Below are 11,954 nucleotides of genomic sequence, written 5' to 3' on the forward strand. Positions count from 1 at the left end.
ACGATGACGGAAATTCCGGAGACGAAGAAAGAACGGCCGGTCGAACCGGAAATGGCCATGTGATCTTCGCGTAGCCGGGTTGCGGAGCGACCCGCGCAGCAGCCTCAGCGCGCCTTGCGGAACGTCAGGTTGATGCGCTGGCGGCCGATCAGGGCGTGCTCGCCGTCGGCGAGCGGGGCTACACCGTGAAAGGCGAGGCGCGACGGTCCGCCCCACACCACGACGTCGCCGTGCTCGAGCCGGAACCGGCGCGGCTTGTCGCTGCGCTTCGACCCGCCGAACAGGAAGATCGCCGGCAAGCCCAGCGACACCGAGACGATCGGCGCGCCGAAATCATCCTCATCCTTGTCCTGATGCAGCGACATGCGCGCGCCGGGCTGATAGCGGTTGATCAGGCAGGCATCCGGCGAGAATTCGGAAAATCCCGCCTGTGCCGCCGCCTGCCCGGCCAGCCGAAAAAACGCTGCGGGCATCGCCGGCCACGGCTTTCCCGTTTCGGGATCATTGCCTTCGTAGCGATAGCCGCTGCGGTCGGTGACCCAGCCGAGCTCGCCGCAATTGGTCATCGCCACCGACATCGCGTGGCCGCCCGGCGTTATCATGTGGCGAAACGCCGCCTGCCTTTCGATATCGCGCAGGACCGCGATCAGTTCACTTTCGAACGGGCTTGCAAAACCGCGCAGCAGCATAGCGCCTTCCGCCATCGCCTCTCGCGACGGCAGGACATCGGCAATGCTTTCAAACAGATCGGCAGTCAACAGGCCGGCACTCACTTCGCATCGTGAAAGATCACGCCAAGGGTATGGCGACGGCCGGAGCGGATCCGGCTCACGCCATGGCGCAGATTAACCCGATAGGTTCCGCGCGTCCCCTGCACCGGCCTGACATGCACAGCAAAAGCCACCGCGTCGCCCTGGCCGAGCGGCACCACTTCGGGCCGCGACTGCATGCGGGGCCGCTGTTCCGTCAGCACGAATTCGCCGCCGCTGAAATCGCGGCCCGGCTCCGACAGCAGGATCGCGACCTGCAGCGGGAAGACGTGCTCGCCATAGAGATCCTGATGCAGGCAATTGTAGTCGCCGGCTTCGTATTGCAGCAGCAGCGGCGTCGGCCGGGTCTGGCCGGCGGCATGGCAGCGTTTCAGGAACGCGTCGTGATCTTCGGGGTAGCGGATCTCGATGCCCATGGCCCCGTTCCAGCGATTGGCCACGTCGCGAAGCCGCGCATAAAGCGCCGGCCGCAACTCGCCGATCGGATCCGGAAGCGGATAGGAAAAATACTTGTACTCGCCGCGTCCGAAACCGTGGCGGCCCATCACCACCTTGCTGCGGAAATGGCCGTCGTCCGGATAAAGCGCCGCCAGCGCGCCGCATTCTTCCGGCGAGAGCAATCCCTTGAGGACAGCGCAGCCCTGGGCGTCGAGTTCCTTCGTAACCTCCGTCCAGTCAATGGCATCGACGCAAGCGGCGACATCGGAGGGAGGTACGGGGTGGAGGATGTTCTGGGCGGTTGCTTTCATGGCCGTGATTTTCGCAAATCACGGCGCCCGGCGCCACCCGATTTCCGAAGGGAACCGTCGCCTTACGTCGTCGTCCTCGCAAAAGCGGGACCCATAACCACAGGCCTTCATTGATAGGTCCCGGCCCCGCGCTTCGCCTGGCCGCGACGACAGTTAACCTAGCACCGGCAGCGCGATCACATCGTAAGCATGCCGGATGCTGCGTTTGAGCACGGGATCCTCGAGTTCGAACTCGAACCGGCTCGCCGGCCGAATGCCGCCCTTGGCCGCAAAGGTTCCGCCGAACATCGCGCAGCCGTCCGGCAATCCCTTTCCGCCGAAGCCAAGCCGGATGAGGTCCTCGACCGCCAGCATGGCGTCGAGCGTGCCTTCCTGGTAGAGCACCCGCGCGCCGTCGATCCAGGCATGGGAACGCAGGATCAACCGGTCCCAGTGACCGGCGACGTCCTCGATTTCCCACAACACTGGCGCCATCACCTTGTCGCACATCTGTTTCGAGACGGTGACGCTGTAGGTTTCCACCTTGCGGTCGGTGTGATCGGAGCCGGCGCCGACGAAAACGCGGCCCTGCCAGCCGATCAGCACGAATTCGACCTCGCCCGAGGAATCGCCGCCGCTGACCTCGATGCTGTCCGCGGTAGTCAGCCGCCGCGCGGCGACGCGGTAATAGATCGGCGTGGTCGCCGGCCGAGCGATGCCGATCGCCTCTAACTCGGCGATATGCTTGTCGCGCGCCACCGGATCACGCCCGGTCCACCCCGCTATAACGGCCTGATCGATCGCCAGCGTCAGCGGCGTCGTGGTGTCCTGGGCGTCGACGGTGAAGGCAAGGTCAAACACGGATGGCGGCCTCCATTCCGGCAGCGAGTTCGAGGATGCGGCGGTCCGCGCCGCCCGACGATGCCAGCATCAATCCCACCGGCACCTCGCCCTCGCGATGGCATGGCAGCGAGATCGCGCAGCCGTCGATCGTGTTGATCAGGCTGCAATTGCGCAGCGCCAACATGTTGGCCCTGGTAAAGGCCGCGTCGTCGGCGAGATCGGCGATCCGCGGCGGCGTGTTGGCGGTGGTCGGCATCACCAGCGCATCATAGGGCGCCAGCCGCGTTGTGGCGCGCGCGATCAGCGACTTTCGCATCTCCAGGAGGTCGATATAGTCGGCGGCGCTGATGGCTTCGCCGCGCTGGATGCGTATCGACACCCGGGGATCGTAGACGTCGCCATGGCTCGCGATCAGATAGCGATGCCAGGCGTAGCTCTCCGCGGCGGTAAAACCGCCCTTGCTGTTCATCACGCCGACGTCGAGGAATTCCGGCACCGCGATCCGTTCGATCAGCGCACCCTGACGCGACAAGGTCTCCAGCGCGCGTTCGAAAGTGCGCGCCACGTCGTCCTCCAGTTCGTCCAGCGCAACCGTGGTCGGAACTGCGAGCCGCATCCCCTTGATGGGGGGCGGTCGCAAGGGAACGATCTCCTCGCCGGCGAGCACCGCATCGAGCACCGCGCAGCATGCAACGGTGCGCGCCAGCGGCCCGAAACTGTCGAGCGTGGACGACAGCGGCACGCCGCCGGTGAGCGGCACGCGCCGCTGCGTCGGTTTGAAGCCGACGATGCCGTTAAACGCCGCCGGAATCCGGCAGGAGCCGCCGGTATCGGTGCCGAGCGCGCCATGCGCCATCCGGTCGGCGACCGAGACCGCAGCGCCGGACGACGATCCGCCGGGGACATGGCCGACGTCGCGTCGCCACACGCTTTTCGGCGTGCCGTAATGCGGGTTGATGCCGATGCCGGAATAGGCGAATTCGGTCATGTTGGTGCGGCCGATCACCACGAAACCGGCGCGGCGCAGCCGCGCCACGACAGTGGCATCGGCTTCCGCGGGGGCCGAATCCTCCAGCGCCCGCGAGCCGGCGCGGGTCACCTGCCCTCTGATGTCGAACAGATCCTTGATCGAGACGGGAATGCCGGCAAAGGGCGACGGCGCCGCCTTGATCTCGCGCAGCCGGTCCATCGCCTCCGCCGCCTCGATCGCTGCTTCCGCGTCGACATGAATGAAGGCCCGCGCGCCCTCGCCGGAGGCGTCGGCAATCCTCTCCAGGCACGAGTCGACGATCTTGCGGGCGCTGGTGCGGCCATTTTCGAGATCGCCGGACAGTTCGGCAAGTGTCGGAACGTTCAGCATTGCTTTGTCGCCTCGTCGCTATCGATCTGTTTACCGTCCGCAGCCGCCTCGATCTCCAGATCGAGCAGCGCGGAACTCAGGGACTTGCCGTGGGCGTCGAGCGCGAGCGAGCGCGTGACGCCACCGCCGAGCGCCTGTTGCATCACGAAATTCAGCGCGGATATATTGGGCAGTTCATAGCGGACCACCTCGCCTTCGACAACACCGGAGAAATGCGCCTTCACCCGCGCGCTGGTGACTTGCTCAAGCAGCAGCGGATAATGCTTCTCGTCATAGGCGATCACGGAGATGTTGGAGGTATTGCCCTTGTCGCCGGTGCGGGAATGGGCGATCTCGCGCAACTTCATCGCCTCATGCCCCCACAAACTGGACCTGCGGCTTCGCGAGCTCGCGCGGCAGCAATACCGAGGCCACGGCGACGACATCGCGCGCCGACTTGAAGGCGCCGCCGCCGGCCGCCGGGCCGTTGGTATAGAGCGTCTCGACCTCGTTGCCGATCCGGATGGCCTCGCGCAGGTTTTCGGTGCGGCCGGCGACGCGCACGCGCACCTCATAGGGCTCGTTGCCATGCGCGGAGACGTGAGCGCCATGCAGCGAGTCGATGCCGATCAGCTCGAAACGCAATTCGCTTGCCGCCACGCCGGTGAGCTTCAGCCGTTCGCGGACGATTTCCAGCGCCAGCCTCCCGCGCGCCAGGGCGCCGGGACCGGCATAGGAAATCTGCCCCTCGCCGATAAAGCTGTCGACATAGCCGATCGAGACCTTCAGCGTGCCGGTGCGTTTGGTGCCGCGCCCGCCGCTGACGCGCACGCGATCCCTGGCGATCTCCTCGACCTTCACTTCAGAGAAATCCGCGACCACATCGGGCTGGATGTATTGCGTGGGATCGTGCACCTCGTAGAGCAATTGCTCCTTGCAGGTCTGCGCCGTCACCGCGCCGCCGGAGCCAGCGACCTTGGTGATGACGAGGCTGCCGTCTTCGCCGACTTCGCCGATGGGAAAGCCGAGCCGCGCCAGATCGGGAATATCCTTATAGCCGGGATCGGCGAAATAGCCGCCGGTGATCTGGCCGGCGCATTCCAGCAGGTGGCCGGCGACGGTGCCTTGCCCCAGCAGGTTCCAGTCATCCATCGCCCAGCCGAAGGCGTGGATCATCGGCGCCAGAAACAGCGCGGGATCGGACGCGCGCCCGGTGATCACGATGTCGGCGCCGAGGTGAAGAGCTTCCGCCATCGGCTCGGCGCCGAGATAGGCATTGGCCGACAACAGCCGGTTGCCGAGCTGCTTGATGGTGCCGTCGAATTCCATGATGGGGAGATCGCCGTCCTTGCAGGCGTCGAGCACGTCGTCGCCGGTCACGGCCGCGATCTTCAGCGAAGAAAGCCCGAGCGATTTTGCGATCTCGGCGGTCTTGCGGGCCGCTGCGACCGGGTTCGCCGCGCCCATATTGGTGACGATCTTGATGCCTCTGGCGGCGCAGGCCGGCAGCACCGCGCGCATCCGCTCCTCCAGCAACGGATCAAAACCGCTGTCGGGGTTCTTCAGGCGCGCCTGCTGCGCCAGCGCCACGGTGCGCTCGCCCAGACACTCGAACACCAGATACTGGATGCCGCCCTTCTCGGCGAGCTCGAGTGCGGGCTCGATGCGATCGCCCGAATAGCCCGCGCCTGACCCTATCCTGATGGTTAGCATCATTTCAGTCCGAAATAGGCACGCCGCAACGCTTCATTGTCGGTCATTTCGGCTACCGTGCCGGAAAAGCGGATCCGGCCGCCTTCCAGCACGAACACCCGCGTGGCGACCTCGAGGAAACCGATATTCTGCTCCGCAATTAGGAGCGCAAGCCCCCGCCCGCGCAATTCGCTGAGGATCCGGATCACTTCCTTGACGAACAAAGGCGACAGCCCGGCCGAGGGTTCATCCATCACCAGAAGCCGCGGCTCGGCGGCAAGGGCCTTGGCGATGCCAAGCATCTTGCGCTGGCCGCCGGAGAGACTGGAGGCCGGCGCGCGACGCTTCTCGCGCAGCGCCGGGAATACGCCATAGAGTTCCTCGACCCGGGCGCCCGGATCGGCGTGCCCCAGCGCCTGCGCGCCGACGCGGATGTTTTCCTCGATCGACAAATCCGGAAATACCGCAAGCTCCGACATATAGGTCATGCCGAGCCGCATCCGGTCGCTGGAGCGCATCCGCGTCACGTCCTGGCCGCCGAGATCGATGCTGCCGTGCCGCGCCTCGATCAGGCCGACCAGTGTCTTGAGAAACGTCGTCTTGCCGGCGCCGTTGGCGCCCAGCAGCAGCACGGTCTCGCCCGGCCGCACGTCGAGATCGACGCCCCAAAGTACCTGCATGGTGCCGTAGCCGGCGTCGACACCGGCAGCCTTCAACAGCGGCGCGGCCTCAGGCGGCATGCTCGCCTCCCAGGAAGACCTCAATCACCTGTGGCACCTGGACTGCGACCGCGAGCTTGCCTTCGAAGATCTCCTTGCCGGCGTTCATGACAATAACGCGGTCCGTGATGTGCTCGATGAAGCCCATGAGATGCTCGACCACGATGATCGCGATTCCCGTCTGCGCCAGCGCCTTGATCCGTTCGGCGATCCAGTCCAGTTCCGCCGGATTGAGCCCGGCGGCGAGTTCATCGAGCAGCAACAGGCGAGGTCGCGTGGCAAGCGCGCGCACCAGATCGAGCATCTTCTGCTGCGCGTTGTTGAGATCGGCCGCCGGGCGATCGGCGACCTCGGCCAGCCGGTATTCGTCGAGCAGATCAGCCATATCAGGCGGCGCCACCGCGGCGCGTCCATAGGCCAAAGCGACCTCGATGTTCTCGCGTACCGTCAGCGACATAAAGGGCTTCGGAACCTGGAAGGTGCGGTTGATGCCGCGGTGGACCAGTTTGTGCGAGGCCACCCCGCCGATCGAGACGCCATCCAGCACCACTTCGCCGCCGTCGGGCGCATAGAGGCCGGAGATCACATTGATCGCGGTGGTTTTGCCGGAACCGTTTGGCCCCACCAATCCCAGAATCTCGCCGGACGCAACGTGAAAGCTCAAGCCATCGAGCGCGTAAAAACCGCCGAAACGCTTTGCCAGTTTTGTCACGTTGAGAATGGGCGCGCTGTCAGGGCACATGCCAGCCCCTCCGGGTTGCGAGCGAGACCAGGCCCGCAGGCAGAAACAGCACCAGCCCCATGATCAACAGCCCGTAAATCAATTGGAAATATTGCGGCGTGGTGAACCCGATCAGGTTGTAGATGCCGTAGAGGATGATGACGCCGACGATGGGCCCGGTGATGGTGGCGACGCCGCCGAACAGCGCGAACACGATGGCAAAAATGCTGAAATCGCCGGAGAAGACGTTGTCCGGATAGAACACCGACACGTACCAGGCATAGACGCCGCCGGCGAGACCCGCGACCAGCGCGGAAGCGAGCCACGCAATCACGCGCATCCACACCACATCGACGCCCGCCATCGAGGCCGAGACCGCATCCTCCCGCACCGCCTGCAGCGCCAGGCCGAAGCGGGAATTTTTCAGATACACGACGGCGCCGAGCGTCAGCGTCAGCACCACGAGCGCGGCGTTGTAGGCGAGCGTCGGATTGAAGGTGCCGGTGAGCGAGACGCCGTACGGCCCCCGCGTGATATTCTCCAGCGCCGGATTGGCGACGAAATGAAGCACCGCCAGCGACGCCGCCAGATTCGCGATGGCGAAGTAAGCGCCCGACAGCCGCAACAGCGGCGTCAGCAGCAGGCCTAAGGCCACGCCAATCACTCCGCCGGCCAGCACCGCGAGCGGTGCCGGGGCCTGATAATGCATCACCAGGATCGCAAAGCCATAGGCGCCGGCACCGAAGAAGCCGACATAGCCGAACGGTAGGTAGCCCGTAAAACCGTAGATGATGTTCACGCCCTGGGCGAGGATCAGGAAGATCACAAAATTGAACAGCAGCAGGTGGTTTTGGTAGAAGCTGGGCAGCACCGCGAACACGGCGATCAGCGGCAGCACGATGAACAGAGCGTGTTTGAAGGCGCTAGGCAACGCGCACCCGCCTTCCGAGCAGCCCGCTCGGGCGCAGCAGCAGGATGAAGATCAGGAGCACATAGGGCAATAGGTCCGCCCAGGAACTGAGATAGGTCTGCACCAGCATGTAGCAGACGCCGTACACCACGCCGCCGAGCGCGGTGCCCAAGGGGTTGCCGAGCGACCCCAGCACCACGATGGCGAAAGAGGTGACGGTCGCATCCGCCCCGAACGCCGGCGTCACCGATCCGAACATGAAGGGCGCGAACACGCCGGCCACCGCGGCAAGCCCCAATCCGATACCGAAGGCCGCGGCCGAGATACGATCGACGTCGATGCCGGTCGCCAGCGCCTCGTCGCGCCGCGACATCACGGCGCGCGTGAGCGTGCCCAGGCGCGTGCGGTAGAGATAAAGATAGACCAGCGCGATGGCGATCAGGCTGGTGATGGATGCGATCACCCAGGCGGCCGGAAAGCCCTGCCCGAAGATCTGGATCGGTCCGCTCGCGCCGGGCTTGCCGCCGAACAATTTTATCCTGATCGTGGAAAAGACCGTGCCGAGCATACGGCTCTGGATCGAGCGTTCGCTGGTGCCGAAGAAAATCGTCGTGACGGCCTCGATCACCTGCGACAGTCCGAAGAACAGGATGATCGACAGCATTTCCGGATTAACCGAGCCCTGCAGCCGCGGCACCAATACCCAATAGAGCAGGAAGCCCACCAGCACGAACAGCACAAAGGCCAGCGGCACCGCGAACAAGGGGTCGATGCCGGCAAGAGCCACGACCCCGAAGGCGACGAAGGCGCCGAGCATCAGGATATCGCCATGCGCAAGGTTGACGATGCGCATGACGCCGAACACGAGATTGAGGCCGATGCCGACCAGGCTGAAATACAAGCCGAACAGGACGCCGGCGACGAGCGCGTAAATCAGCATCGGCGCGTCGCTCCCGTCAGCCGCTTTCCGAACCCCAGCCGCATCATGGACGCGGATAGACCGGCTTGCCGGTGGCGGTTTCGTGCGGATAGATAGAGACGAACTTGATGTGGCCGTGATCGTCGAGCCTGAGCTGCCCGAGCGGCGTCAATTCGCCGATCTGGCCGCCCATCTCGTCGAGCGCGAAGGTGCCGTCGAGCGTCTTGAGTTCTCCTGACAGGCTGAAAACCGCCCGGCGCAGTTCCATCTGATCGAGGCTGGTCGCGACCGACAGCGTCTTCTCGATCACGAGTCCCGTGGTGTATCCGGCCACCGCGTTAAAGCCGAACTCGACCTTGCCATCGGAATATTTCTTGTCCCAGGCGGCTTTGTAAGCCTTCATGTCCATGCCGAAATTGACGGGATATTCGAGTTCGGAGGGCGGCACATAGGTGTAGACATATTCCAGCCCCTTCTCGCCGACATTCTTCTCGAGCAGTTCGGTCTCCAGCCCCGCATAGATCGAGAACAACATCTTGAAGTTGACGCCGACGTCGGCGACGTTGCGCAGGAACGCAATATCGTTGGGCGCGTATCCGAAGTGGATCACCGCGTCCGGCTGGGTGTTGGCGATATTGTTGATGATGACGGTGTAGTTGGTGGTCTCGGTCGGAATACCCTGATCGTAGACGATCTCGATCGGTGCGCCGGAGTCTTTCACGAATTTGCGGAAGGCATTGGCCTGCGTTCCCGTGAACTCGTTGGTCGAGTAGAGAATCGCGATCTTCTTGATGCCGAGGCCCGGCCCGTCTTGCGAAACGAAATCGGCAACCGGCTTCGGCCAGACGGTCGAGACCGGATCCGCCATCAGCGCGATATAGGGATTGTCCTTGGAAAAGAAGCTGGCGCCGGTGCCGGTCTGGTCGAACAGGAACATCTTGTGGTCGCGCGCAATCGCCACCGCGGGCGCGGTCAGCACCGAGCCGGAGTCCGCGACCAGGAGATCGACCTTGTCCTGCGTGATGAGCTGGTTGTAGAGCGTGGAAGCTGTGGCGGTGTTGCTTTGATCGTCATAGGCGACGAGCTTGACCGGGATCTTCTTGTCGAACGCCTTCACAAAGACCCCGCCCTCGGCATTTTTCTGTTCCGCCCAGAGCTTCAGCGCGCTGTGCACCGGCATCGAAATCGAGGCGAAGCGTCCGGATGAGGCATAGAGCGTGCCGATCTTGATTTCGGCCGGCGCGTCGGCGGCAAGCGCCTGGGTGCCCAAGGCCAAACCTGCGGCCAGCACCGCGCCCGTGATTTTCAACATCGAATCCTCCCGATTTTCTTCGTTCTCGGCGGTAATCTACCGCGTGCGGTGATAGCCATACAAGCATCTCTGCCCCGACAATAGTGCGTGTGCCGGAATACGCGGCATGCGCGGGCTCGCTGGACCGTTGACGCCAGGCCGTCCAATGTCGCATCAAGATCGGAACCGGCGGGCCGAGGCGCGACCCGCACGCTCCAGGGAGGAAACGAGGACATGGCCGAACCAGCCCGCGCGAAACCAAAACCGACGCCGGAGACCCAGCATTTCTGGGACGGCACCCAGGCGGGTGAACTTCGCCTGCAGCGCTGCGACGCCTGCGCCAACGTGTATTTCCCGCCCCGCCCGTTCTGCCCCGGCTGCGGCGGCCGCAAGGTCAGCGTGTTCAAGGCCAGCGGCAAGGGCAGGCTCTACAGCTACGTCATCAACCACCGGCCCGCCGCGCCCGGCTTTACGCCGCCCTACGCCATCGCCGTGGTGGAGCTCGACGAAGGTCCGCGGATGATGAGCAACATCATCGACTGCCCGCAGACGCCGGAGGCGCTCGAACTGGACATGAAGCTGGAAGTCGCGTTCGAAGCGCTCGACGACAAGATCACCCTTCCTCTGTTCCGTCCGACGAAGGGCTAAGCATCATGCGAAGAAACCAGGTCGCCGTCGTCGGCGCTGCCGAAACCACCGAACTGGGCGTCATACCCAACGTGTCGCAGATCCAGCTCCATGCGGATGCGGCGCTGAACGCCATCGCCGATGCCGGGCTCAAACTGTCCGACATCGACGGCATTGCCACCGCGGTGGAAACGCCGCAGCAGATCGCGCACTATCTCGGCATTACGCCCACCTGGGTCGACGGCACCTCGGTCGGCGGCTGCTCGTTCATGCTGCACGTCCGTCACGCCGCCGCCGCGATCGAGGCCGGCCTCTGCAAGACCGTGCTGATCACCCACGCCGAGAGCGGCAAGTCGATGATCGGCAAGCAGCCACGCTTCACCGCGCCGGACAGCCTCAATGGCCAGTTCGAACAGCCGTTCGGCGTGTTCGGGCCGCCGAGCATGTTTCCGATCCCCGTACTGCGCTACATGAAGACCCACGGCATCACCCACGAGCAGATCGCCATGGTCGCGGTGGTGCAGCGCGAATGGGCCGCGAAAAATCCGCGCGCCACCATGAAGGCGCCGATCACGGTCGAGGACGTCTTGAACTCGAAGATGATCGCCTATCCGTTCCGCATCCTGCAATGCTGCCTCGTCACCGACGGCGGCGGCGCGCTGATCCTGACCTCCGCCGACCGCGCCAGGGACTTTCCGAACAAACCGGTCTACGTCCTCGGCACCGGCGAGAGCGTCGAAACGCCGATGGTCAGCCAGATGCAGACCTTTGACAGTTCGCGCGCGTTCAGGGTCGCGGGTCCGCTGGCCTTCAAGGAGGCCGGCATCGCCCACAAGGACGTCGATCACCTCATGATCTACGACGCCTTCGCGCATCTGCCGCTCTACGGCCTCGGCGACCTCGGCTTCATGCCGCACGAGGAGACCGGCAAATTCATCGCCGACGGTAACACGCGGCCCGGCGGCAAGCTGCCGCTCAACACCAATGGTGGCGGCCTCTCCTACATGCATTCGGGCATGTACGGCATGTACGCGCTGCAGGAAAGCGTGCGGCAGATGCGCGGCATCGCGCCTGCGCAGGTTCAGGGGGCAAAAATCTCCGTCTGCCACGGCGTCGGCGGCATGTTCGCGGCGTCGGGAACGATCATTTTCACGAACGAGAAGTAGACATGACGGATTCGGGGCACGGCATCCGATTCGTCATTGCCGGGCTTGACCCGGCAATCCTTCACTTTGTGAAGATCGATGGATGCGCGGGTCAAGCCCGCGCATGACGAGTGTTGTTTGCTTCGACCTTAAAAAAGCAGAAAGGACTATCATGGCCGCCAAATCACTTCAGGATAAAGTCATCGTCGTCACCGGCGCCGGGCGCGGCATCGGCAAGGAGATCGCCTTA

The 11,954-nt window shown here is 64.2% G+C and carries 13 protein-coding genes; 2 read left to right on the top strand and 11 right to left on the bottom strand.

What is annotated here, in order from left to right:
• Positions 1 to 104: 104 nt before the first annotated feature.
• From alkB to QZ213_RS15840, 11 genes are all read right to left on the bottom strand, one after another.
• Positions 105 to 758, bottom strand: coding sequence for a DNA oxidative demethylase AlkB (alkB, locus tag QZ213_RS15790; protein WP_291687020.1), 654 nt, complete (start codon positions 756 to 758; stop codon positions 105 to 107).
• An 11-nt stretch (positions 759 to 769) separates the two neighbouring features.
• Positions 770 to 1,519 carry a 2OG-Fe(II) oxygenase gene (locus QZ213_RS15795; protein ID WP_291687021.1) on the bottom strand — a complete coding sequence of 250 codons (750 nt, stop codon included), beginning with the start codon at positions 1,517 to 1,519 and terminating at the stop codon, positions 770 to 772.
• A 153-nt stretch (positions 1,520 to 1,672) separates the two neighbouring features.
• On the bottom strand, positions 1,673 to 2,359 hold the full coding sequence (locus QZ213_RS15800) for a DUF2848 domain-containing protein (protein WP_291687022.1): 687 nt from the start codon (positions 2,357 to 2,359) through the stop codon (positions 1,673 to 1,675).
• On the bottom strand, positions 2,352 to 3,701 hold the full coding sequence (locus tag QZ213_RS15805) for an amidase (protein ID WP_291687023.1): 1,350 nt from the start codon (positions 3,699 to 3,701) through the stop codon (positions 2,352 to 2,354). Before QZ213_RS15805 ends, QZ213_RS15800 begins: the two co-directional genes overlap by 8 nt.
• The gene (locus QZ213_RS15810; protein ID WP_291687024.1) at positions 3,695 to 4,048 is read right to left on the bottom strand and encodes a hypothetical protein; all 354 of its coding nucleotides are present in this window, start codon (positions 4,046 to 4,048) and stop codon (positions 3,695 to 3,697) included. Before QZ213_RS15810 ends, QZ213_RS15805 begins: the two co-directional genes overlap by 7 nt.
• Positions 4,049 to 4,052: 4 nt before the next feature.
• Entirely contained in the window at positions 4,053 to 5,393 is a 1,341-nt protein-coding gene (locus QZ213_RS15815) for an acyclic terpene utilization AtuA family protein (protein ID WP_291687025.1), read from the bottom strand.
• Positions 5,393 to 6,112, bottom strand: coding sequence for an ABC transporter ATP-binding protein (locus QZ213_RS15820; protein WP_291687026.1), 720 nt, complete (start codon positions 6,110 to 6,112; stop codon positions 5,393 to 5,395). The genes QZ213_RS15815 and QZ213_RS15820 overlap by 1 nt, the downstream gene beginning before the upstream one ends.
• A complete protein-coding gene (locus QZ213_RS15825) occupies positions 6,102 to 6,833 on the bottom strand; it encodes an ABC transporter ATP-binding protein (RefSeq protein WP_291687027.1) in 732 nt (243 codons plus the stop codon). Before QZ213_RS15825 ends, QZ213_RS15820 begins: the two co-directional genes overlap by 11 nt.
• On the bottom strand, positions 6,823 to 7,743 hold the full coding sequence (locus tag QZ213_RS15830; protein ID WP_291687028.1) for a branched-chain amino acid ABC transporter permease: 921 nt from the start codon (positions 7,741 to 7,743) through the stop codon (positions 6,823 to 6,825). Before QZ213_RS15830 ends, QZ213_RS15825 begins: the two co-directional genes overlap by 11 nt.
• Positions 7,736 to 8,662 carry a branched-chain amino acid ABC transporter permease gene (locus tag QZ213_RS15835; protein ID WP_291687029.1) on the bottom strand — a complete coding sequence of 309 codons (927 nt, stop codon included), beginning with the start codon at positions 8,660 to 8,662 and terminating at the stop codon, positions 7,736 to 7,738. The genes QZ213_RS15830 and QZ213_RS15835 overlap by 8 nt, the downstream gene beginning before the upstream one ends.
• Before the next feature lie 43 nt (positions 8,663 to 8,705).
• A complete protein-coding gene (locus QZ213_RS15840) occupies positions 8,706 to 9,953 on the bottom strand; it encodes an amino acid ABC transporter substrate-binding protein (protein WP_291687030.1) in 1,248 nt (415 codons plus the stop codon).
• Positions 9,954 to 10,166: 213 nt separating this feature from the next.
• Here QZ213_RS15840 and QZ213_RS15845 point away from each other — a divergent pair, with 213 nt between their 5' ends.
• Together QZ213_RS15845 and QZ213_RS15850 are read left to right on the top strand one after the other, a co-directional pair.
• Positions 10,167 to 10,580 carry a Zn-ribbon domain-containing OB-fold protein gene (locus QZ213_RS15845; RefSeq protein WP_291687031.1) on the top strand — a complete coding sequence of 138 codons (414 nt, stop codon included), beginning with the start codon at positions 10,167 to 10,169 and terminating at the stop codon, positions 10,578 to 10,580.
• A gap of 5 nt (positions 10,581 to 10,585) precedes the next feature.
• Positions 10,586 to 11,725 (top strand): thiolase, encoded by a 1,140-nt coding sequence (locus QZ213_RS15850; protein ID WP_291687032.1) that lies wholly within the window; start codon positions 10,586 to 10,588, stop codon positions 11,723 to 11,725.
• Positions 11,726 to 11,954: the final 229 nt, after the last annotated feature.

Origin of the sequence: Bradyrhizobium sp., assembly GCF_017881085.1 — a bacterium.
Classification (GTDB): Bacteria; Pseudomonadota; Alphaproteobacteria; order Rhizobiales; family Xanthobacteraceae; genus Bradyrhizobium.